This window comes from Polyangium jinanense (genome assembly GCF_028435365.1).
In genome coordinates, this window is sequence record NZ_JAGTJJ010000058.1 from 51,274 (window position 1) to 74,453 (window position 23,180).

At 69.8% G+C, this 23,180-nt stretch carries 17 protein-coding genes; 8 read left to right on the forward strand and 9 right to left on the reverse strand.

Going from position 1 to position 23,180, the window contains the following annotated elements:
- Positions 1–37: 37 nt before the first annotated feature.
- On the reverse strand, positions 38–4,285 hold the full coding sequence (locus tag KEG57_RS45420; protein WP_272459686.1) for a GAF domain-containing protein: 4,248 nt from the start codon (positions 4,283–4,285) through the stop codon (positions 38–40).
- A gap of 227 nt (positions 4,286–4,512) precedes the next feature.
- Entirely contained in the window at positions 4,513–6,219 is a 1,707-nt protein-coding gene (locus tag KEG57_RS45425) for a hypothetical protein (RefSeq protein ID WP_272422967.1), read from the reverse strand.
- 138 nt (positions 6,220–6,357) lie between these two features.
- Between KEG57_RS45425 and KEG57_RS45430 the strand changes: the two genes are divergently transcribed.
- From KEG57_RS45430 to KEG57_RS45450, 5 genes are read left to right on the forward strand one after another with little or no spacing between them, the layout of a single operon-like run.
- The gene (locus tag KEG57_RS45430) at positions 6,358–7,812 is read left to right on the forward strand and encodes a M16 family metallopeptidase (protein ID WP_272422966.1); all 1,455 of its coding nucleotides are present in this window, start codon (positions 6,358–6,360) and stop codon (positions 7,810–7,812) included.
- 2 nt (positions 7,813–7,814) lie between these two features.
- Positions 7,815–9,431, forward strand: coding sequence for a M16 family metallopeptidase (locus KEG57_RS45435; RefSeq protein WP_272422994.1), 1,617 nt, complete (start codon positions 7,815–7,817; stop codon positions 9,429–9,431).
- A gap of 13 nt (positions 9,432–9,444) precedes the next feature.
- Positions 9,445–10,365 carry a hypothetical protein gene (locus KEG57_RS45440; protein ID WP_272422965.1) on the forward strand — a complete coding sequence of 307 codons (921 nt, stop codon included), beginning with the start codon at positions 9,445–9,447 and terminating at the stop codon, positions 10,363–10,365.
- A gap of 60 nt (positions 10,366–10,425) precedes the next feature.
- Positions 10,426–11,502, forward strand: coding sequence for an LNS2 domain-containing protein (locus tag KEG57_RS45445; protein WP_272422964.1), 1,077 nt, complete (start codon positions 10,426–10,428; stop codon positions 11,500–11,502).
- Complete coding sequence (locus KEG57_RS45450; RefSeq protein ID WP_272422962.1) at positions 11,493–12,278, forward strand: YkgJ family cysteine cluster protein; 786 nt, start codon at positions 11,493–11,495, stop codon at positions 12,276–12,278. Before KEG57_RS45445 ends, KEG57_RS45450 begins: the two co-directional genes overlap by 10 nt.
- 7 nt (positions 12,279–12,285) lie before the next feature.
- Here KEG57_RS45450 and KEG57_RS45455 read toward each other — a convergent pair whose 3' ends face one another.
- From KEG57_RS45455 to KEG57_RS45470, 4 genes are all read right to left on the reverse strand, one after another.
- Positions 12,286–13,131 carry a hypothetical protein gene (locus KEG57_RS45455; RefSeq protein ID WP_272459687.1) on the reverse strand — a complete coding sequence of 282 codons (846 nt, stop codon included), beginning with the start codon at positions 13,129–13,131 and terminating at the stop codon, positions 12,286–12,288.
- A gap of 132 nt (positions 13,132–13,263) precedes the next feature.
- The gene (locus tag KEG57_RS45460) at positions 13,264–13,443 is read right to left on the reverse strand and encodes a hypothetical protein (protein ID WP_272422960.1); all 180 of its coding nucleotides are present in this window, start codon (positions 13,441–13,443) and stop codon (positions 13,264–13,266) included.
- A gap of 45 nt (positions 13,444–13,488) precedes the next feature.
- Entirely contained in the window at positions 13,489–14,556 is a 1,068-nt protein-coding gene (gene tsaD, locus KEG57_RS45465) for a tRNA (adenosine(37)-N6)-threonylcarbamoyltransferase complex transferase subunit TsaD (protein WP_272422959.1), read from the reverse strand.
- Positions 14,544–15,065 carry a hypothetical protein gene (locus KEG57_RS45470; RefSeq protein WP_272422958.1) on the reverse strand — a complete coding sequence of 174 codons (522 nt, stop codon included), beginning with the start codon at positions 15,063–15,065 and terminating at the stop codon, positions 14,544–14,546. The genes tsaD and KEG57_RS45470 overlap by 13 nt, the downstream gene beginning before the upstream one ends.
- A gap of 127 nt (positions 15,066–15,192) precedes the next feature.
- Between KEG57_RS45470 and KEG57_RS45475 the strand changes: the two genes are divergently transcribed.
- The gene (locus tag KEG57_RS45475; protein ID WP_272422957.1) at positions 15,193–16,773 is read left to right on the forward strand and encodes a PAS domain S-box protein; all 1,581 of its coding nucleotides are present in this window, start codon (positions 15,193–15,195) and stop codon (positions 16,771–16,773) included.
- Positions 16,774–17,137: 364 nt separating this feature from the next.
- Here the strand turns inward: KEG57_RS45475 and KEG57_RS45480 are convergent, their stop codons facing one another.
- The 3 genes from KEG57_RS45480 to KEG57_RS45490 all read right to left on the reverse strand — a co-directional run bounded on the left by KEG57_RS45480 (position 17,138) and on the right by KEG57_RS45490 (position 21,293).
- On the reverse strand, positions 17,138–18,337 hold the full coding sequence (locus KEG57_RS45480) for an MFS transporter (RefSeq protein WP_272422956.1): 1,200 nt from the start codon (positions 18,335–18,337) through the stop codon (positions 17,138–17,140).
- 402 nt (positions 18,338–18,739) lie between these two features.
- Complete coding sequence (gene speA, locus KEG57_RS45485) at positions 18,740–20,674, reverse strand: biosynthetic arginine decarboxylase (protein WP_272422031.1); 1,935 nt, start codon at positions 20,672–20,674, stop codon at positions 18,740–18,742.
- 250 nt (positions 20,675–20,924) lie between these two features.
- Positions 20,925–21,293, reverse strand: coding sequence for a hypothetical protein (locus tag KEG57_RS45490; protein WP_272422033.1), 369 nt, complete (start codon positions 21,291–21,293; stop codon positions 20,925–20,927).
- A gap of 278 nt (positions 21,294–21,571) precedes the next feature.
- Here KEG57_RS45490 and KEG57_RS45495 point away from each other — a divergent pair, with 278 nt between their 5' ends.
- Positions 21,572–22,066: a ferritin-like domain-containing protein gene (locus KEG57_RS45495; RefSeq protein ID WP_272422034.1), complete on the forward strand. Its 495-nt coding sequence runs from the start codon at positions 21,572–21,574 to the stop codon at positions 22,064–22,066.
- 49 nt (positions 22,067–22,115) lie between these two features.
- Entirely contained in the window at positions 22,116–22,943 is an 828-nt protein-coding gene (locus KEG57_RS45500; protein WP_272422036.1) for a GNAT family N-acetyltransferase, read from the forward strand.
- Positions 22,944–23,180: the final 237 nt, after the last annotated feature.

A 23,180-nucleotide genomic window follows, 5' to 3' on the forward strand; every position in this document is an offset into this window, starting at 1 on the left:
TCGGGGTCCGGGGTGAAACCCCGGGGGGGCGCTACGCTCACTCGGGCATGCGCCCCAGCGCTGCGAGCCGCCGCGGATTCTTCTCCGCGGCGCGCATGCCGTGTGGGGAGGGGAGCCGCAGGGTTTGGAGCGCGTCTTTCAGCGTGGCGCGCGTCTCGACGCGACCGAGGCCGATGCCGAGGGAGACGATCGTGCGTGCGACTTCGGGCTGGATTCCTACGATGAGTGCGCGTGCGCCGAGCAGCTCGACGGCGCGCACGATCCGGAGCAGGTGCTCGGCTGTCACTGCGTCGACGCTTGCGACGCCTGTGAGGTCCAGGATGGCGCAATGCACGGTGCGCTGCGTGATTGTGCTGAGCAGGACGTCCATGGCGCGTGCTGCGCGGGACTCGTCGAGGGCGCCGAGCACGGGCATGGCCACGACCCCGTCCCACACGTCGAGCAGCGGCGTGGAGAGGGTGCGGATGTCCTCGCGTTGGCGGTGGATGATCTCGAGCTGCTCGCGCAGTGTCTCCTCGGCGTGCTTGCGCGCTGTCACGTCGAAGAAGAAGCCTGACAGGAGCCTTTGCCCGCCTTCGCGCTCGGCGACGCTCACGACCATGTGCAGCCATACGGCGCGGCCGTCCTTGGTGCGCAGACGGTACTCGACACCGCCGGGGTTCTCGTCGGCGGAGGCGCGGGTGAAGGCTGCGAGGGCGAGGTCTCGATCCTCGGGGTGCGCGTGGTCTCGGAGGAAGTTTGCCTTGTACCAGGCGCTCGTGGGCCAGCCGAGCCCCTCCTCGGCTTGCGGACCGACGTAGGTGAAGCGCTCGGTCTCGGCGTCGGCCTCCCAGGGGATCACGCCGGCGATCTCGACGAGACGGCGCATGCGCTCTTCGCTGCGACGGAGCGTCTGCTCGGTGCGCCGCCGCTCCGTGTTCTCGCGGGCGAGGTCGGCGTAGAGCTTGGCGTGATCGAGCGAGATTGCGGCCTGCGCGGCGAGGAACTCGAGCAGTGAGAGGCGCCGCGGCGTGAATGCGCCTGGGACGAGGTTGTTCTCCATGTAGAAGATGCCGATGAGCTCGGCTTGCCTCGTGATGGGGATGCAGAGGACCGAGCGCGGGCGGGCGCGCGCGATGTAGGGATCGGCCGAGAACATCGGCTCGGCCGTCGCGTCGTCGAGCAGGATCGGCTCGCGTGTGCGGCGGACGTAGCCGACGACGGACGCGGGCAGGAGCGTGGACAGCTCGCGGGCACGGCCGCCGGGGACCTCGATGTCGAGGCCCTGCGACGTGACGAGGGCCCGGCCCGCGTGGGAGAGATCGCCGGCTTCCGTTGCGAGCAGCACGTGACAGCGCTGGGCCCCGCCGTGCTCGATCACAATGCGCATCAGCGTGACGATGAGCCGCTGCGGGACGATCTCCTCGGAGACGGCGTGCGCGGTCTGGACTGCGGCGAGGACGTCGATGTCGAGGCTCGATGCGCCGCGGAGCGGGGGCTTCGACGTGCCCGTGGCCGCGTCCTCGAAGAGCTTGGCGTAGCGTCGATCGAGCTTCTCGACCTTGCCGCCCGCGCACCAGCGGGCGTACGCGGCGCGCGCGAGGCGCAGGTAGGCCGCGGCGATCGTGGGGAAGCCGCGGTCGAGGTAAAACCGCATGGCGGCGTCGGCGGCGAGGGCCTCGCCGTGGGTGAAGCCGTTGTCGCGGGCGGCGGCGATGGCCTGGTCGTAGAGGCGCATCGCGTCGACGTCGCGGCCGGCGAGGCGACTGCGCTCGGCGAGGACGAGGGCGTGCTTGTGCTGGAAGTTCTCGGGGCAACGGTCGGCCCAGCGCTCGAGGTCGGCGGCGAGCTCGTCGAGCGTGGAGAGGCGGGCCGCGAGCGTCGCGGGCGCGCGGCGGCCGGCCTCGGCGAGGGCCGCGAAGTACCGTTCTTCGGGGAGGAGGACCTGCGAGGCGAACGCGGGGGCGTGGGCCCTGAGGGATGCGCTCGCGTGGAGCGCGTCGTCGTTCTCGCCGGCGAGGACGAGGGCGCCGAGATCGAGGACGCGCCGCGCGAGCGTGCCGAAGCGCATCGGGGCCGGGGGGCGGCGGGTGCCGAGGTTCGGCTCGGGCGTGAGCTCTTCGCGACGTGTGGGCGGCGGCGCGGCGCGACCCTTTTGTTGTCCCACGAATCGCTCGATCGCGTCGAGCAGCTCGCCGATGCCTTCGGGATCGTGGGGATCGCGCCGCGCCTCCTCGTGGTTTCGCACCTCGCGGGCGACGTCGTCGAGCGGGTCGCCTTTGAGGAGCATGAAGAGCGCGACGAGGGCGCCGCTGCGCCGCGCGCACGGGGTGTTGCCGGAGGAGAGGGCGGCCGCGTGGGCGCGCCGCGAATAGCCGATGCTCGCGCGCAGGTGGTGCGTCCAGACGGAGATGTTCGTGGCGAAGCACGCGCCGACGATGCCCTGGAGCAGCGCCGAGCCCATCTGCTCGGCGAGATCCATGGCCACCTTGCCGAAGCGGTAGCCGCCCCGGTGATCGCCTTGACGACCCACGAGCGCCGCGCCGAACGCGACGTGCCCCACCACCGACGCGGGCGCATTGCCGTGGAGGAGCGAAAGCCGGACGAGGTGGCAGGCGACGATGTCGGCGACATCCGGCCCGAGCGCTTGCGCCGACGGATGGACCGCGAAGAGCGCCGCCATGGCCGCGAGCGTTTCGGGGTTCGTCATGGGCTCGAGGTCGGCGATCTCCTCGATGGCGTGGTCCCCGAGCGCGTTCCAGGTCGCCTCGAACGCCGCCGCGACGTCATCGGGACCCGGCCGCTCGGGCAGACGCACGCCGAGGGGCACGAGGCAGGACGCGGCGCAGGCATACGCCTGCTCGTGCTCGCCGAGGCCGGCGTGCAGATCGATGAGGATCCGCGACGCGGTTTGTCCTTCCAGCTCGTTTCGGGCGCGCTGCCGGAGCTCGGCGACGCGGGATTCGGTCGCGTCACGATCGCCGCGTTTGGCGGCGCACTCGGCCTGCGCGAGGAGGATTTTCCAGGCGAGGTCGGGCGCGATCTCCGCGGGATCGTCGTGGCCTTCGAGCAGCTCGCCCGCCGCGCCGAGGTAGTCGGCCGCGACGCTCGAAGCTCCCGCGGCCCGCGCGCGCCGGGCGGCGGCGAAGGTGAGCGTGCAGAGCCGCGCCCTCTCCCGGGCCGTGAGCGTCGCGCTCGAGATCACGGCTCGGCCGAGCAGGATGTGCCCGGCCGCCTCGTAGAGCCGCGCATTCGGCTCGTCCTCGCCCATCCCGCGGGTGAGAAACGCGCCGATGCGCAGGTGGATCCCCGCGAGGAGCGCGGGGTCGCCTTTCGTGGCTTCGCGCCGGAGGTCGTGTGCGGTGAGCGCGTTGGCGAAGACGTACGCGGCGCCCTCGCGGCCGAGGAGACCGGCTGCTTCGGCAGGCGCGAGGCGCGCGGCGGCCTCGTCTGGGGTCGTGCCCAGCGCGGCCGCGACGACCTCGAGATCGGCCGTCGGGCCGAGGCAAGCGGCGGCCGCGAGCGCAAGGCGCGCTGGCTCCGGGAGGGCCGCGACGGCGGCGCGCCTCGCCTTCGTCTCTGCGTCGTCCTGCGGGTCGAGGTGAAGGGTGTCGACGCGGGGCCCGTTGCTCGTCTGGAGCCATGGCCCGAGTGTCTCCTTCCAGGCCGGTTGCGCGCCGTCCGAGATTGTGGCGGCGATCAGCAAGTACCGGCACTCCGTGCTCTGCAGGAGGCGCGTGAGGAGGCGTAACGTCGCGGCGTCGGCCGCGTCGATGTGCGAGAGCGCGAGCACGATGGGCCGCTCGGGCACGGCGAGCGCTGCGAACAGGCGGAGCAGGGTCGTGGTCGTGCGTTCGTCGGCGAACGCGGGGGGCAGGGGTTCGGCGAGACGATCGTCCGGCACGAAGGAGGCGAGCGCCGGGCAGAGGTCGAGCAAGAGCCGGCCGTTGCCGAGCATGGCCTCCTCGGCGCGCTGGCGGAGCAGCGGACCGAGGGAGCCGGGCTCCTGGCCGAGCGTCGGGGCGACGCGGCGGAGCGCGGTGACGAGTGGACCGTAGGGTTCGCCCGCGTGGGTCAGGTTGCCCTCGCCGGAGAGTACGAGCGTGCATTGCCCGATCGCGCTCTCGCAGAACGAGCGCAGGAGCTCCGCGCGCGCGGCGTGGGTGCCGCCGCCCACAAGGACCAACTCGGGCGCGCCGCCGGCCGCGACGCGGAGCATCGCGCCTTCGAGACGGAGGAACGCTGCGTGATTCGGGTGTGCCGCGGCGGGCGGCGTCGCATTGCGGTGGGACGCTGTCGATTCCACGAAATGTTTCCTGGGCCGCACCACGCGCTGTTCGACCCAATCACAGGCGAGCTGTGGGCTTGCGTGTAAGCGAGGAGGACTCGTACGGTATCGAGCCCGTCACGCTCGCGTCAACGTCGCGTCAACGGTGCTGGCGTGCGTAATCGTTTTCGCCCCCCGCGAATCATCTCAAATTCGCGTGGGGACGGCTTTGGCGGAGGTAGGACAGAATTGGGAGGGAAAGCGCTTCAGTGAATGGCGCTCGCCGTGGCCTCGGCGGCCTTGGCGCGGTCCTCGGCGGTCTTGCGCTGGGCGGCGTCGGTGAGCAGGGAGGCGGCCTCGCGGAATCGCGCGGCGACATCGCGGAAATAAGCTGTGTCCGCGCCGATGGGGGCCGTGATCTGTTTGATGAGCGCGGCGTCGAAGGCCGCGGCGCCCGCGAAGGGGCCTTTGGCCTTCGCGACCGCGTCGAGGCCGGCGATCTGCCCCATGCCGAGCATGGACACGGGCGCCGATCGGACCATCGTGGCCGCGTCCTCCGGCCCGTTGCGCAACGCGGCGACGAGCGCCGCGAAAAATGCGTCCTCGTCCGTCCGGGCTCCCTCGGGCAGGCCCGCGTACAGCGCCGCCGCTTGATCAAAATCGACAGCGCGCAGGTAGACGCGGCCGAGCTCGACGCGTGCACGCGCATACATGCGACGCGTGTCATCGGCGAGCTTCTCGTTCTTCAACGCGGCGCGGTACGGGAGCGGCACGCCGCGCTCGAGGAGGGCGCGCAGCACGCCGGGCTTCGTCGCGGCGTCCTTCGGCAGGAGCTGGCCTGCGTAGAACGTGGGCAGCTTCGTCGCGAGCCGCTCGGTCGCGTCCGCGGGCGCGGCTTTCGGCAGCGGCGGCACGACGAGCCCGTCGAGCGCGTCGATGCGCCGTCCGCCGTAGAGGCGCGAGAGCAGCGCGCGGGCGCGATCGATGCGCGCGTCGCGCAAGACGCCCACGGCCGCGAGGTCCCGTAGGCCCACGAGCACGGCGTCGCGGCCGCGATCCTTGCGCGGGTCGAGCGTCTGATCGAGCTCGGCGTAGTAGATGTTCCGGGCCTCGGGATCCTTCGCGAGCTCGGGCGAAAGCGGCACCGCGCGGACGGCCTCGACGAGCCGGAGATCGGCCATGCCGGCCTCGATCGCCGCGACGCCACGCGCGTAGTAGCGCAGGCCCGCGCCCTCGTTCGAGAGCGCCTGGATGGCCGTCGCCTGCTCGGCGACCCAGTCCTTCATGGGCCCGTTGATGAACGCGACGAGCTTCTTCTTGTCGTAAGGCGCCTGGATCTTGGGGGGCGCGTCACCGGCGCGCGAGAGCCGGGCTGCCGTCGCGAGGCCACGCATCGTGGTGTAGACGCCGCCGTCGATGCCCTTCGGGGGCGCGGCGATCACGGGCTCCAGGATCACGTCGGCGCACGCGGTAGGCGCGAGCTCGGCGCGGAGCGCGCGTGTGAGGCCCGGCGGCAGGCCCCCGCAAGACTCCAGGCCCGCGAGGGCCGCGTCCCGTTTGTCCGCGTTTCCTTCGGCGAGGGCCTTGTCGAGGGCTTCGAGCGCCTGCGCCCGCTCGGCGCACACGGGCGTGGCCGCGGGCTTCCTCTTCACGAACGCGTCGCAGGCCTTGGGCGCCGCGGCCAGGCCTTTCGGGGCCGCGGGCAGGGGCGTGATCACGAGATCGAACTTCGGCTCGGCGAGCTCCTCCTCGCGGTAGGCCGCCTTGGCACCGCCGGCGGGCTTGGCCTCGTCGGGCTTCGTCTTGGGTTCGGCCTTTGCGGTCGTGTCCGGCGGGGGCGTCTTCGAAGTGTCGGGGGTGGGAGGTTCTTTGCCCGTGTCCGCGGGCGTCTGGGGGCCGGGGGTGGGGGACGCGGCGCTCGCGCTGCATCCGGCCATGGCGACGAGAAGAAACAGGGGGAAGAGCTTGCGCATGGGTATCTCGCTCTCGTTGTGCCTGGCTTAGGCTGGTCTTCGGAGCGCGACAACAGCTTGCTGTGCGGAGTTCCCGGAAGGCCGGGAGGGCGCGGATCCCGAGGGCCGCGGGCCCGAGAATTTGCTACAAGGGCCGCGATGCTGCGCCGAACACCGAGGAGGGTCGCCTTCGGGCTCGTATCCCTCGCCTTGCTCGCCGTGCCGACGGGCCTTTCTCTGGCCCAGGTGGCCGCCCCCACGCCTCCCGCGCCCGCGCCCGCGCCCAACCCCCCCGGGACGCCGGGCATGCGCGTGTCTCTGCCTTTCGAGAAGTATGTCCTTTCGAACGGCCTCGAGGTGATCCTGCACGAGGATCACCGCACGCCCGTGGTCGCGGTGAACGTCTGGTACCACGTGGGATCCAAGGACGAGGGCCCCGGGAAGAACGGGTTCGCGCACCTCTTCGAGCACGTGATGTTCCAGGGCTCGCGCAACGTCGGCGAGGACCAGTTCTTCCGCTACCTCGAGCGCGCCGGCGCGAGCGACAGGAACGGCACGACGAACACGGACCGGACGAACTACTACGAGACCGTACCGTCCGGCGAGCTCGGCCTCGCGCTCTGGCTCGAGAGTGATCGCATGGGCTTCCTCCTCGACCACGCCAACGAGGAGACGTTCAAGAGCCAGCGCGAGGTCGTGAAGAACGAGCGCCGGCAGAACTACGAGAACGCGCCGTACGGCCTCGTGCGGCAGTTCGTGCGCTCCGCGCTCTACCCGTCCACGCACCCCTACCACCGGCTCACGATCGGCACGCCGCAGGACCTCGACGCCGCGACGTTCGACGACGTCCGCGCCTTCTTCAAGCGCTACTACGTGCCGAACAACGCGACGCTCGTCATCGCGGGCGATTTCCAGCCGGCGAAGGCGAAGGAGCTCGTCGCGAAGTATTTCGGGGGCCTTTCGCGCGGGGCCGACGCGAAGCCCATTCGCGGGCCGGTGCCCTCGCCGCTCACGAAGCAGATCCGCCTCGACGTCGAGGCGGGCGTCACGCTGCCGCGGATCGTGCTCTCCTGGACCACGCCGCCCCATTTCGCGCCCGGCGACGCCGAGCTCGACGTGGTCTCCGACGTGCTCGCGAGCGGCAAATCGAGCCGGCTCTACAAGCGGCTCGTCTACGACATGCAGATCGCCCAGAGCGTGACGGCGTCGCAGGAGTCCGCGGAGCTCGGCAGCGTCTTCGAGATCACGGTCACCCTGCAGAAGGACAAGAACCCAGACGAGGCCTTCAAGGTCGTCGACGAGGAGCTCGACAAGCTGCGCGCCACGGCGCCCGACGCCGCGGAGGTGGATCGGGCCAAGACGCGCGCGCTCTCGGGCCTCGTCTTCAGCGCCGAACGCGTCACGGGCCGGGCCGATCTCTTGAACAACTACAATCGACGCACCGGGGATCCCGGGTTTTTCGAGAAAGACCTCGCCCGGTACGAGAAGGTCTCGCCCGCCGACGTCACGAAGGCGCTCGCGACGTACCTGCCGAAGGACAAACGTGTCGTCACGTTCGTGCGTCCCGTCGCGGACGCGCCGCGCGCCGGTCGCCTCGTGGGAGGGATGCCGTGAAGATGCTCGCTCGCCGTTCGCAGATCGGGGCCTTGCTCGGCCTCGCGCTTTTCTCGCTCGCCGCATGCCAGACGCCCGCGCCCGTGGTGCCCCCGCCGCCGGATCCCCCGCCGGAGCCCGGAACCACGCAGGAAGCGCCGAAGGAGGCGGCCGCGCCTCCGCCCGAGGATCCCTCGTTCCGGAAGACCCCGCCGCAATCGGGGGGCGACACGCCCTTCATCGCGCCGAAAATCGACGAGGCGCGCCTGCCGAACGGCCTGCGCGTGCTCTACGTGATGCGGCGTGAGATGCCGGTCGTCGCGGTGAACATCGTGGTGAACCGCGGCGCGGAGCAGGAGTCCGCCCCGGGGCTCACGAGCGCCATGGCGTCCATGATGCTCTCCGGCACGAAGCAGCGATCGGCCATCAAGCTCTCGGAGGAGCTCGGCGCGATCGGCGCGCGGTACGGAGCCTGGGCCGATCACGACGGCGTGGGCCTGACGGCGCAAGCGCTCCGCGACAAGACGCCCGAGCTCTTCACGATCCTCGCGGACGTCGTGCTGAACCCGGCCTTCGATCCGGCGGAGCTCGAGCGCGAACGCACGCGGCGGCTCACGGCGATCCTGCAGCAGGCCGATCAGCCCGGCGTGCTCCTCCAGAACGCCATCACCGAGCGGCTCTACCCCGCCGGGCACGCGTATCGGGATCCGCTCATCGGCACCGAGGCGTCCGTCAAGGCGATCAAGCCCGCGGATCTCGCGCGCCAGCACGCGGCGCTCTTCCGGCCGGAGCACACGACGGTCACGATCGCGGGCGACATCGACAAGGCCGCGGCCCTCGCGCTCGTCGAGAAGAGTTTTGCCGCGTGGAAGGGCCAAGGGACCCCGGCGAAAACGCCGAAGGATCCCCCGGCCGTCGGCAAGGGCGAGAAGCGGGTCTTCCTCGTGGATCGTCCGGGCGCCACGCAATCGTACGTCGCCGTGACCCTCGCGGGCGTGCCCCGGAAAAACCCGGATTTCGACGCCCTGATGGTCATGAATACCCTGCTCGGCGGGCAGTTCACGAGCCGGCTCAACCTGAACCTGCGCGAGAAACACGCCTACACGTACGGCGCGCGGAGCGGCTTCGACATGCGCCACGGCCCCGGGCCCTTCACCGCGGGCGGGGCGATCATGACGCCCGCCACCGCGCCCGCCGTGAAGGAGATCTTCGCGGAGATCGAGCGGCTGCGGAAGGAGCTCGTGTCCGCGGAGGATCTCGCCGACGCGAAGGCGAACCTCGTGCGGCAGCTGCCGGCGCGCTTCGAGACGGCCGGGGAGACGGCGGGGACGCTCGCGTCGCTGGCGGTCCAGGGGCTCGCGCTGGACGAGCTCGCCACGCGTCCGTCGCGCATCTCGAAGATCTCGGCCGAGGACGTGAAGCGGGTGGCCGAGAAGTATCTCCGGCCCGATCAGATGCGCGTGATCGTGGTCGGGGACGCGGCCGTCGTGGAGAAGGAGCTCGCGGCGCTGGATCTCGGCGGCGTCGAGGTGCGAAAGGCGCCGGCGAAGAAGGACGCCAAGGCGGAGCCGAAGAAGGATGCCGCGAAGGGCGCGCCGGTCGGGCCGACCGGGCGGCCGAGGGTCAATCTCGGGCGGTAGTCGAGCCCTTCCCTTGCTGTTCGACGCGTTTCAGCCTCGCGAGCCGGACACGAGCTTCCACCATCGAAAGGGGCTCTGTGCGCCCTCGCTCCGCCCGACGGGGCTCCCCGCGGAGCCCGTCCGGCGGGCCTTCACGATCGGCGGGGTCTCGGCGGCGGGCGCGGCGTACGTCGTCTGGGGCAGCGTCGTCCAGCGAAGCTTCGAGTTTCTGGACCTCTACCTCATTCCGCTCGTGTTCGTCGCGGCCACGCTCCTCGTCGCGGCGATCACCCTCGTGGGCCCGTTCTTTCGGGCTCTGCGTGTGGAGATCGCGCTTGACGAGGGCGGCCTGCGTTGCGCGGTCGACGAATACGTCTCGTATTATCCGTGGGTGCTGCTCGGCCCCGCGCAGCTCGAGCCCGATTGGCGCGGCATTCCGACGTTGACTCTGACGAACGAGAGCGGGCGCGCGTTCGCGCGGGTGCCGCTGCTCGGCAAGAGCGCCCATGCGAGCGCTGTGACGCTCCTGCGATCGTACGAGCAGCGCCGCGCAGGGCGGATCCTGCCGGCGCCGCCCGTGGCGCGGTCGCTCGCGCGGCAGGGGCGGCCGCTTTCGGCGTGGCTCGAAGCGCTCGCGGCGCTCGGGGCCGCGAGCAACAAACGGGCGGGCTACCGCGAACAGGCGCCGAGCGACCTCGCCGAGCTGCCGTCGATCGTGGCCGACCTCGGACAAACCTCGGAGATCCGCGCGGCGGCGGCGTACGTCCTGCTCGCGCTGCGCGCGCCCGATCTCGACGCCCTGAAAAACGCGATCACGGAGGCGGCGCCTCCGCTCGTTCAGCTCCTCGTCCACCTGTCGCCGGCGGGCAAAGCCATCGTCTCGCGGGAATCGATCGAGGCCGTGCGGCCCTTCCTGGAGCCCGACGAGGCGGCGGCGATCGACGGCGCCGGCTGAACGATCGCGCGAACGACGCGCTTTTCGACCCTCGCGGGTTCTGGCATCATCCCGCTCCCCGTGGATTTCTTCGTTCGATCCCTCGCCGCCCTGGGCCTCGTCACCACCCTTTCGGCTTGCTCGGGCGCCCCCGCACAGAGCCGCCCCGTGGCCACCGCGGAGCAGGCGCCGGCGCCCGCGATTCCGCCGGGCCCCTGCGCGCTCCGGCCCTCGTGTGACACGCCATTTCCCGCGCAATCGAAGCGGGAGTTCCGGCACCATCGCTCGGGGCTACTGAATGCGCTGGGCGCGCGGCACCGCGGCCGGGATCTCTTCTTGCTCCCCGGCGCACCGCAATGGGTGCTCGGGAAATTCGCGTACGGGCCTTCGGACAAGGATCTGAAGGACGAAGAAATCGACGTGTATCTGCTCCGCGGCTGCGGGGGTTCGTGGGAGAAGGTCGGGACGTACCGCACGACCGAGGGCGAAGGCTCTCACCCGGCGGTGCTCGGCGTCGCGGACCAGGGCGGGCAGATCTTCGTGAATCTCGCGCAGGTCCTGCCCGGCGGCCCGCTCGGCGTGGGGCGGCATCGGATCAAATTGGTGGTCGCGGGCGACGGGACGAGCGCGGAGCTGTTCCTCGAAGTGCTGCCGCCGAGCGCGCGGATCGTGGTGACGGACATCGACGGCACGTTGACGGAGAAGGAAGAGGCGCTCGTGGGGGACGTGCTCACGGGCAACCATTCCGAGACGCACCCGGGCGCGGTGGAGGTGATGCGCGCGCTCTCGGGCCGCGGGTTTTTCATGTTCTACCTGACGGCGCGGCCGCACTGGCTCGAACCACGGACCCGCGCATGGCTCGCGCTGCGCGGATTTCCGCCCGGAATCGTGCACACCTCGGTGACGGCCACGGGGCGCATGGGCGGGGCCGCCGCGTCCTTCAAATCGGGCGAGCTCGGCCTGCTCAAGACGGCGACGGGGCTCTTGCCGGAGCTCGCGTTCGGGAACATGCCGAGCGACGTGGACGCCTATTCGAGCTCCGGGATCCCGAAGACCTTTTATTACAAGCTCGACGTCGACGCGCGGGGCGGCGTGAAGCACGACGATTATCGAACGCTCTTGCCCTCGCTCGGCGAGCTCCCGGCGGTGTGTCCGTGAAGGGCCCGCGCAAGGCGTACGAGGACGCGAAGGTGCACCTCGAGTTGCTCGGCGAGGCGCACGAGATCGAATGCAAGGTGCGGGTCGGGCGCACGCAGGTGCACGAGCTCTTGCCGCTCGCGCGGTCGCTCTCGGCGTCCATCTTGGCCATTTCGACGGCGCACGCGCGGGCGCAGGGCAAGGAAATCTCGTGTCAGAAGGGCTGCACCCATTGTTGCCGCCAGCTCGTGCCGGTCTCGCCGATCGAGGCGCGGCGGCTCGGGGAGGTCATGGCCGCGATGCCGGAGCCGCGCCGCGCGGAGGTGCGCGAGCGGTTCGTCCGGGCGATCGGGCGGCTCGAACAGGCGGGGCTCGTGGATTCGAAGGCGCCGAAGGGCCGGGCCGCGCTCGTCTCGAAGGAGGCGACGTCCTCGGCGGCGTGGGACGACGTGAGCCGGCGGTATTACGAGCTCCGGATCGATTGCCCGTTCCTCGAAGGCGACCTGTGCAGCATTTACGAGGAGCGCCCGATCGCGTGCCGCGAATACAACGCGGTGACGGATCCGGCGCTGTGCGAGGCGCTCGACCCGGGAATCGAGATTGCGCCGCGGCCGTCGCCGATGGGCGACGTGCTCACGAAGGTGACGGGGGAGCTCACGGGCAAACCACAGGCGGGGATCCCGCTGCCGCTCGCGCTCGAATGGGCGCGCGTGCATGGAAAGACGCTCGAACGCGAGCGGGACGGCGAGGCGATGTTCTGGGCGCTGCTCCGGGTGATGGAAGAGGACGGCGCCTGACGGGCGCTCATTTCTCGACGACGCGATAGAGGAATTTCTGCGTGGCCCCGCGCCGCTCGATCGTCATCTCGACCTTCTTCGCGCCCTTGAGCTTCGTATAAGCTTCGAGCGCGAGGTCGGGGCCCGTGAGCGCGTATCCCCCGAGCTCGGTCACGAGGTCGCCATTCTGGAGCCCGAGCGTCGCGAGCACGCTGCTCGGGCGAATGCCAAAGAGCTTCAGGCCCACGACCTTTCCGTCCTTCTGCGTCGGAACGAACCGGCCCGATCGGATCAGCTCGGCCTGATCGCCCTTCAGGAGATCGGCCGACGCTTGCGTGAGCTCGTACTCGGTCTCGGAAATCTTTCGTACGCCTGCCGCGAATTTCTCCGCGGCCACGTCCGCCGGTATCTGGGCACTCTCGGAAGGCGCGGGCGCGGCCGGCTCGCCCGTGGCCCGCGCGCAGGTGGCGGGCAAGGGTTTGTCCGGAATGCGTCGCACGATGATGCCGCCGGCTTCACTCTCGACGAGCGAGAGCCCGGCCGGATCGAGGGCCTCGCGGAGGAGGCGGATCGCATTCGGAAGGGGCACGGGTCCGCCGGTGAGGAGCGTGATCCGCGCGCAATGGGCGACGGCCTGGGCGTCGGCGTCGATGACGATGGGTTTGCCGGCGGCGGACGCGAGCTTCTCGGCGACGGCGTCGACCGGCTCGTTGCGAAGCTCGAGGGAGACGGTGCCGGCAGAGATGTCCGCGGCGGCGTCGTCCCCCGCGACAGGCTGGGAAGGTCCGGGGTCGGATTTGTGGCAGGCAGCGAGGAGGAGCGCCGCGGTCAGGGTGAGGGTGAGGGCGGAGCGCAGGCGGGAAGGCGTGGGCACGGGAAAGCAATGTGCATGGGGCTCTGGCGGGGAGCAATGGGTGTCGTCGCCGTCGCTGCGCTCCGGATCATTACGGCCATGCCTCCGACGACGACGAAATCCACCCGGTGGTGGAGCAGCGTCCGGAGAATGTCAGCCAGCGCCATTGGGCAGCGGGCGGACGCTCTCGACGAGGTCGATCGAGCCCTGCGCCACCGCGAGGCGCTCGGTCGGCGACAGGCTCAGCATCCAGCGGATGAGCGAGCGATCGATCCCGTCGGCATCGTAGGGATCCTGATCCGCTCCTACGAGGTCTTGCGGCGTCTCGAACACGGGAGCCAGGTTATCACGCGCGAGGGATGCAGGGGAGGGGGGGCCCTACCGCAGCCCCGCCCCCTTCCGCGTCACCCGCGGCAGCGCCGTCTTCGTCGAAGGCTCCAGCGCGAGGTCGTCCGCCTCCCCCGCCGCGAACCTGAGCGCCCCCGCGTACGCGATCATCGCCGCATTGTCCGTGCAGCTCGCGAACGACGGCACGAACAGCGCGATCTTCTGCCGCGCGCACGCTTCCGCCATCCGCGCCCGGAGCCCCCGGTTCGCCGCGACGCCCCCCGCGAGCACGATCCGCGGCACGCCCTCCACCTTCGCCGCGCGCACCGCCTTGTCCACGAGCGTGCCCACGACCGACGCCTGGAACGCCGCGCAGAGGTCCGCGAGCGCCTGCCCCTCGGGCGGCTTTCCCTGCATCGCGACGTGGCGCATGACCGCCGCCTTCACCCCCGAGAAGCTGAACTCCAGGCTCTCGCGATGCGCCATCGAGCGCGGCACCGCGTCCTTCGCCCGGGAAGCATCACCCGTCGCCGCCAGCCGATCCACCACGGGGCCGCCCGGATAGCCGAGGCCGAGCAGCTTCGCCGTCTTGTCGAACGCCTCGCCCGCGGCATCGTCGCGTGTCGCCCCGAGCTCGCGAATCGCCGAGAGCCGCGGCGCATCCACGCGGTAGAGCGCCGTGTGCCCACCCGAGGCCAGGAGCGCGATGAACGGGTACGACGGCACGGGCGCTTCGGCCTCGGCCTCGCCCCGCCGCAAGAACACCGCGAGCAGGTGCCCGACGAGGTGATCCACGCCGACGATCGGTTTTCCCGTCGTGAAGGACAGACCTTTCGCCGCCGAAAGACCCACGAGCAGCGCGCCGAGCAGGCCCGGACGCGACGTGACCGCGATCCCGTCGACGTCGCCGGGCTTCATCCCGGCCCGCGCGAGCGCCTCGCGGATCACCGGCACGATGGCCCGCGCATGGTCGCGCGAGGCGATCTCCGGCACCACGCCGCCATAGGGCGCGTGCGCCTCGACCTGGCTGCGTACGACATCGGAGAGCACCACGCCGGTCTCCGTCACCACGGCGGCGGCCGTCTCGTCGCACGACGTCTCGATCCCTAGAACCCGCATTGGCCCTCCCGGCGCACCAGCGAAAACATGCCGAAGATCGGCCTCCGTCCCTCGTCCGCGTCCGGATCCTCGGAGCCCGCGCGCACGAGCCGCACCTCGACGCCGCCGTCCGAGCGCAAGGACAGGAACGCGAGCATCCCCTCCGCCATGGTCTCGCTCGGCGAGACCGCGAAGAGCGTGTTCCGCTCCCGACCGTCGCCCATCTCGAACTGCGAGAGCGGATCGTGCGCGAGCGGCGGGATCGGGCGGAGCTCGGCGCCGTCGAAGAGACGCCGCTCGGGCCGCGTTTGCGTCGCAGCCTCGAACGTCCAGAGCCGGCCCGGAGATTCGTCGCCGTCGAGCCGGGTCGCGTCGAGCGTCAGGCGCATCTGCACGCGGGGGCTGAGGCCCTCGCGGAAAGGGCTCCCGAGCGTGATGGCGCCGCAATACGCCTCGTGCGGTTTCGTGGAGAAACGCGCGACGTCGTTGCACCCGGCGGCGGTCCCGGCGACGAGAAGCTGCGCGAACACGAGGCCTCGTCGCGCTCGCTTCCCGGCTTCTCTCGGCCTACCCGTGTGCATCGGCGCGGATTGTGCCCTCGCCCCCCCTCTCCCGCCACCCCTCTCCGCGCGCCCTTGGTAGACTGCCCACCCTTCGATGGAAACCCAAGCCCAAGGCCCCAGGATCGATCCACGGGAGTTCTTCGAGAAGGCCCCGGCCTTGTTCTGCGTCCTCGACTCCGACAACCGGATGTACCAGCCGAACGGGGCCTGGGAGCGCGTGACCGGGTTCTCACTCGAGGCCCTCGAAGGCATGCGGCTCGAAGACCGTTTGCACCCCGAGGACCGGGATCCGACCCGGCGCACCTCGCGCATCTCCGTCGAGGCCCAAGGCGCGATCGTGCAGGAGACGCGCTTTCGTTGCGCAGACGACACGTACAAATGGCTCGAATGGACCATGCGCGTCGTCTTCGAGCGGGGTCTCGTGTTCTGCTGCGCGCGTTCCATCGAGCAGCCGCGGCGCGCGACCATCACCGCCGCGCGGCGTCTCGAGGCGTACCTCAGGCGGGCCCCCATCGCGATGATCGAGACCGAGGTCGGTCGCGGGGTCGTCGAGTGGAGCACCGGCGCCGAGCGGATCTTCGGGTACACGCGGAGCGAGGCACTCGGTCGAAGGCTCGTCGACCTCATCGTAGCCGAGCCGCACCACGAGACCGTCCTCGACGCCGCATTCGCAATCCGTGACGGCCGCATCCCCTCGGGGCGTTTCGGCGCGACCGAGAACATCACGAAGGACGGGCGCACGGTCGTATGTGAATGGCACAACGCGCCGCTCGCCGACGAGGAGGGGCGCGTGCGCGGGGTCCTGAGCATCGCCCTCGACCGGACCGAGATCGAGCGCGAGCGCGCGCGGGCCGAGGAGAGTCTCGCGCGGTTCGAGCTGCTCATGCGAGGCTCGAAGAACGGGCTGTGGGATTACGTGCCCCGGGATCCAACGAACCCGACCGATCCCGAGCAGCCCATCTTCGTGTCCGAGGGGCTCACGCGGCTGCTCGGCATCACGGCAGAGGAGGCGCCGAAGTCACTCCGCGCATGGGAGGGGTTCGTGCACCCGGAGGACCGCGAGCGCGCGGCGAGGCTCTTCGCCGAGCACATCGCGTCGCGCAAGGCCGAGACGTACTACGAAGGTCGGCTGCTCCGCGGCGACGGCACGTACCTGTGGGTGGCCAGTACGTTTCAATCGCTCTGGAGCGAGAGCGGCGAGCTCCAGCGGCTCGCCAGCGCGATCGTGGACATCACCGAGCGGAAGGACACAGAGGCCGATCTGCGCGACAAGCTCGCAGTCATCGAGCGGCAAGCCGCGTCGATCCGGGAGCTTTCGACGCCCATCCTGGAGGTGCAGGAGGGCGTCCTGTGTCTGCCCGTGGTGGGCGTAGTCGACAGCGGGCGCGCCGCCGAGATGATGGACGCCGCGCTCGGAAGCGTGGTCGATCTGCAAGCGCGGTTCTTGATCATCGACCTGACAGGCGTGCCCGTGCTCGACACGAGCACAGCCGATCGTCTGCTCGCCATCGCCCGCGCCGCGAGTCTCGTCGGCGCAAAAACCGTGATCACCGGCCTCCGCCCCGCCGTCGCGCAAACCGTGGTGACCCTCGGCGTCGCGATGGGCGAGGTAAAGACCCTCCGAAACCTGAAGGACGGCCTCCGGTACTGCCTGCGCGAGGCAGCCAGCCGGTAACGGCGTCGCGCCGGGGTTTCACCCCGGACCCCGACCAGGGGTTGTCCACCCCTGGACCCGGACCAGCCAGGGGCTGGACCCGGGGTCGATGAACTGCGCGATGCGCAGTTCATCGAACAGGTCGAGGCAAGACCAGCGACGACCCTGCCAGTCAAGACCGCAGCGCCGACGTGTCTGCTGAGGGGGGCAGCGCTGCTGTCTCCGCTGGCAACGCCGCTCGTGGTCTTGCCACGGGCCCGTCTGAGAAACTGCGCATCGCGCAGTTTCTCAGCCTTCGGTCCAGGCCGTGCCTGGTCCGGGGTGCAGGGGGCGGACAGCCCCCTGCTGGGGTGCGGGGCAACGCCCCGCTCCGCGCGCCCCCGTCTCAGCCTTCGGCGTGCGCCTGCTCGACGGGGCGCTCGACGCCGCGGCGTTGCAGCGCGAGCAGGAGCCCGAGCAGGCTGAAGGCTGCGCAGAAGAGGCCGTACATCACGACCTGGTTGCGATCGATGAGCCAGCCGGCGGCTGCGGGCCCTGCGATTTGCGCGAGACTGCCGAGGGACTGGCTCACGCCGAGCACTGTGCCTTGCTCCTCCTTGGCGACGCTCTTCGTGATGAGCGTCGTCACGCTTGGACGCACCACGGCTGCGCCGAAGGAGCCGAGCACCACGAGTACCAGGAGAAATCCGACGTTCGTTGCCAGGCCGAGCAGACAATAGCCGAGGACCATGGTCCCGAGGCCGATTGCGGTCAGCCGCTCCTCGCCGAGCTTCTTCACGAGCCGCTTGAGCATCCCGCCCTGCACCATCGCGCCGATGAGCCCCGAGAGACCGAAGATGAGGCCTGCCTCGTGCAGCTCGTAGTTGAACTGCTTCTTCAGGTAGACGCCGAGTGCGCCCGTGAGCGCGGCGAACGAGAGACTGAAGAAGAAGAACTCGGCGAGGTGCTTGCGAGGGCCGGGGCGCGCGAGGTACTCGGCCATTCCTGAGAGACGCCGGCCCGTCTGGGCTGTGGGCTTGCGCGCGGGCAGGAAGAACGCCGTTAGCAGGATGGCGAGCAGGCTCAGCCCCGCGGCTGCGAGCGTGGGCGGCTTGTACTTGAAGAGCGGATCGGGGTCATCGCGGAAGACGTACGTGAGCAACGCCGTGATGCCCGGGCCGAGCAAGAAGCCCGTGCCGAAGGCGATCCCGAAGAAGCCGAAGGCCTGCGTGCGCTCCTCGTTTGGCTTCGTGACGTCGGAGATGTACGCCTGGGCGATGCTCAGGTTGCCCGCCGTCAGGCCCGCGATGATGCGGCCGACGAAGAGCATTTCGAGGCTGTGGGCGGCTGCGAGTGTGAGCCAACCGATGAGCGTGCCGGCCTGGCTGAGCAGGAGCACGGGCTTTCGTCCGATACGATCGGACAGCCGGCCGAGCATTGGGCCGGAGACGAACATCGCCGCCGCGTAGACCGAGGTCAGAAGCGTCGCCTGGAAATCCGACGCACCGTAGTCCTTCGCGTAATACGGCAGCAGCGGCAGGATGAGCGTCAGGCCGAGGACGTCGACGAAGACGGTGAGGAATATCGGCAAAAGCGGGGATCGCATCGACGGCTCGCCTCGTTCGTACGGCGCGCCACGAGGCGTTCGGGTGGCGCTGGGCGCGCATCCTGACACAGGCGCCGCGAGCACGCCCTTCCGTCGCGTCACGAAACCACCTCGGGGGGCGGTCGCGACCGGGGGGACGGGTCACGAAACCACTTCGAAGTGCCGCGCGCGGCGGTCTTGGAAGGTTCGAAACCACCTCGAAGTGCCGCGCGCGGCGGTCTTGGGTGGTTCGAAACCACTTCGGAGGCGGTCGCGACCGGGTGGGCGGGTGGTTCGAAACCACTTCGAAGTGCCGCGCGCGGCGGTCTTGAGTGGTTCGAAACCACTTTGGAGGCGGTCGCGACCGGGGGGGCGGGTGGTTTCGGAGCTCTCGGGAGGCGGGCGCTCGGGGGGCGAGCGCTCTCAGAAGCTCAGGTAGGTCTGATCCTTGAGGCCGCGCTCGTAGTCGGCGAGCAGGCGCATGCCCTCGGTGGGCTTCAAGAGGTCCTGCTTGATCGCGCCGTCGACCTGGGCCTTCACCTTCGCGATGAGGCTCTGCGTGTCGTACTGCGTCATCGCGAGCACCTCGCGGATCTGGTTCCCCGCGATCGTCTCCTCGATGTAGTAGCCGCACTCCTCGTCGTCATCGAGGAAGACGTGCACCTCGTTCACCCGGCCGAACAGGTTGTGGATGTCGCCCATGATGTCCTGGTAGGCGCCGGTGAGGAAGATGCCGAGGTAGTACGGCTCGTCGCCGCGCAGCGCGTGCAGCGGCAGCGTCTCCTTCACGTCGGAGAGGTCGATGAACTTCGACACCTTGCCCTCCGAGTCGCACGTGATGTCGACGAGCGTGCTCTCCGCCCCCGGCCGCTCGTGCAGCCGGTGGATCGGCACGACCGGGAAGAGCGCGCCGAGCGCCCAGTGATCGAGCAGCGACTGGAACACCGAGAAGTTGCAGATGTACTGGTCGGCGAGCTTGTTTCGGAGCTCGACGACGTCCTCGGGGATCTCCGCGGGATCGAGCGCCGTGATGAGCTTCTGCATGCGCTCGGCGGTCTCCCAGAACAGGGCCTCGACCCGCGCCTTCACGTCGAGGTTCAAGAGCCCGAGCTCGAACATCTTTTGCGACTCCTCCTTCGCCTGGAGGATGTCGTGCCACGACTCGGCGAGGTTCTGGACCGAGAGGCTGTCGCGCGTGTCGAGCAGGTTGCGGATGAGCTTGTGCTCCTCCGTCTGGATGTCGATCGGCGCTTCCGGGGTCTTCTCGATCGAGCCGAACGCCTGCACCACGAGCACCGAGTGGTGCGCGACGATCGCGCGCCCCGACTCGCTCACGATGTTCGGGTGCGGGACCTTCTCGTCGTCGCAGATGTCCGCGATGTTGAAGACGATGTCGCGCGCGTACTCCTCGACGGAGTAGTTCATCGACGAGTGGAACGTCGAGCGCGAGCCGTCGTAGTCGATCGCGAGGCCGCCACCGACATCCATGTACTCGATGCGGTGCCCCATCTTGCGGAGCTTGGCGTAGTGCCGCGCCGCCTCGCGCACCGCGCGCTTGATGACGAGGATGTCGGGCACCTGCGAGCCGATGTGGAAGTGCAGGAGCTTGAACGCCGAGCTCATGCCCGCCTCCGCGAGGATCCCGCAAGCCGCGAGGATCTCCGCCGTGGACAGGCCGAACTTCGCGTGCTCGCCGCCGCTCTCGGCCCACTTGCCGGCGCCCTGCGTCATGAGACGGACGCGGAGGCCGAGCATCGGCTCCACGTTCATTTCCTTTGCAACACGAACGATCGTCCGCACCTCGGAGAGCTTCTCCGCGACGAGGATGACCTTCTTGCCGAGCTTGCGGCCGATCATCGCGGTGCGGATGAAGTTCTCGTCCTTGTAGCCGTTGCAGACGATGAGCGACTCGTTGTCGGTGTGGACGCTGAGCCCCGCGAAGAGCTCGGGCTTCGAGCCGACCTCGAGGCCGTAGTGGTAGGTCCGGCCTGCCTCGAGGATCTCCTCCACAACCTCCTTGAGCTGGTTCACCTTGATGGGGAACACGCCACGGTAGGTGCCGCGGAACTTGAGGTCGGAGATCGCGCGATTGAACGCCTCGTTCAGCGTTCGCACGCGGTGGTGCAAGAGATCTTGGAAGCGGATCAGGAGCGGGGTGCGCAGGCCCTGATCACGCGCCTCTTCGACGACGTCGATGAGGGCGATCTTGCGACCTCGATCCTGGAGGGGCGCCGCCGTGATGTTCCCCGTGGGGTTCACGTCGAAGTAGCCGCGGCCCCAGCGGTCGATCATGTAAAGGGCCTTCGCGTCGTCGGTGCTCCACGCGTCGGTGTCGGTGTCGTGATGGCTGCTGGTCAACGTCTTCGTCTCCCTTGGGACCCGAGGGCCATGGCCCTTGCGCGACGTGCTGTACGGGGCAGAGCTCCCTCGCAGCGCGCGAGGGAGCCAGGGGCGGCTTTGAACGTGAAATGCTGTGCGACGGACGTCGGTCTTCCGGTACGTCCGTGCTGCGGCTCAATACGCCAGGAAGGTCGAACCTTCAAGGGTAGGGTGTGGTGCCGATAGGACGGGACAGACAGACGGGGGGAGGCGGAGGGGGGGAGCGGGCTCAGGCCTTGGCAGGCGTGGCGGCCTTGGCGCGCTTCGACGCGGCCTTGTACTGGTCGTACAGGCGCGGAACCGGGAAGGCCTCGAGGCGCTTGCGGTAACCGGCGTCCTTCGACCGGTTCTCGGCCGTCAGGATGGCGTCGATGAGCTTGGCCCGGGTGCCGAACTTCTCCTTGACCTCGGAGAACGTCGCGTGGAGGCGCAGGAGCTTGGCGTTCGAGACGTGATCGAGGCCCTTGTCGCCGCCGCGATCCGCGCTCGTGCGGCCGACCCACAGGTCCTCCGTCATGAAGCCCTTGAGCGCCTCGACGAGCTTCGCCTTCTCGCCGAACTTCTCCTTGACGATCGAGAGCGGTGCCTTGCGTGCCATGTCTTTCCTCCGTTGTTGCGCGAGATCACTCGCACGGTGATGGGTAGGGGGCGCCATGTAGCAGACGGGGCGGGGGGAATGCAAGGGAGCCACGGGAGGGCGACCGGGGCGCATGGTTTTGCCTGGGCTCGCGCGCCTCGAAAGGTCGAGCCCGGGGGGCCACGTCTGGCAGGAAAAACCTTCCGATGGGCGCGCGACGCTTGCGGGTGATGCGTGGCCTCGCCACGTAGCCTCCGAGGGCGCGGCGCCCTCCACGTGACGAAAGGGAAGAGGGGGACATGGACGAGAAGATCATCCAGTGTCTGAACGAGCTCATCGAGCTCGATCTCGCGTGCGTAGCGGCCTACGAGGTGGCGCGCGGAGTCTGCAAGGACGAGGAGATCCAGGGGAAGTTCTCCGAGTTCCAGGAGGATCACCTCCGGCACGTGCGCGAGCTCGGCGAGCACGTCCGCAGCGCGGGATTCGAGCCCCCGAGCGAGCTCGATACGAAGGGCGTGATCATCCAGGGCTTCACCTCGCTCGCCTCGCAGGAGGATCGAACAGCGGTGCTCGCGATGCGCGGCAACGAGGAGCTTTCGAACAACGCGTACGCATCGGCGCTGCAAGCGGGGCTGCCGGAGGAGATCCGCGCGCTCGTCGCGGCGAACTTCGAGGATGAACGGCGGCACATGCGCTGGATCCGCGGCGCCGTCGTGCTGCGGGGCTGGGACGTCGAGCAGCCCGAGCTCCGCGAGCTGTCGGTGGACGCCCAAGGCACGCGCAAGGCGGCTTGACGAGGCCGTGCGAAGGCGCGTTGCAAGCCTTCGGTGATACGCTCCCCGCATGTCTGCGTTTTTCTCGGCGAGGCCCGCCACGGCCGCCGACTACGACACGTACGCGCGCTTGTTTCCCGAGCTCGGGACGGATGATCCCACGCTGTCGCGCGAGGTCTGGGGCGTGGAGCTCATGCCCCACACGCTGATCCTGGAGCAGGGGAGCGAACTCATAGGGTACGCGTACGTGGTGGTGCTGAAGGAGACGGGGTACGTGCGCCACGTGGTCGTCGCGCCCGAGGCGCGCGGCAAAGGCGCAGGGCGCGCGCTGATGCGGGCGAGCGCCGAGCGATTCCGCGCGGCAGGCTGCTCGCGCTGGTGCCTCAACGTGAAGGTCGAGAACACCGTGGCGATCGCGCTGTATTCGTCACTCGGCATGGCGAAGATGTACGAGTCGACGCCGATGCGACTCAGCTGGGACGTGCTCGCGCGTCTACCCGGCGGGGAAGAAGGGATCACGGCGCGAGCGATCGATCCGCGCGAGGACGCGGCACTGGAGGCGGCATTTGGGCTGCCCATCGGTTCGATCACGGTCTGCCGCGCGCGGGCAGGGTGGGTGCTGCTCCGGCTCGTTGACGCGGCGCAGCCGGAGGAGGCGCGGGTGGGGTTCGCCTGCTTCAATCCGTCGTTCCCGGGGTCATTCCCGTTCCGCGTGGCAAGGCCGAAGCTCGTTCGGCCGCTGCTCGAAGCCGTCCGGCCACACGCGCGGCCCGAGGACGCGTTCACGCAGGTCGTGGTGGAGGGCGATCCCGAAACGAAACGCGCGCTCATCGAGGCGGGCGCGTCGGTGCGGATGGAGATCGTGAACATGGAAGGGCCAATCCCGGAACGGGTTTGACCCGGGGGCGCCGCGCTGGGGCGTTGCCCCAGGCCCCACCCGGGGCTATCCGCCCCGGGACCCGGACCAGCGCAAGCGCTGGACCATTTGTCGATGAACTGCGCGATGCGCAGTTCATCGAACCGGAACGACCCCTGCCAACCAAGACAGCCGCGTTGACCTTTCAACCGGCAACGCCGTCCTTGGTCTTGCCACCGGCCGTTGGAAGAACTGCGCATCGCGCAGTTCTTCCACCCC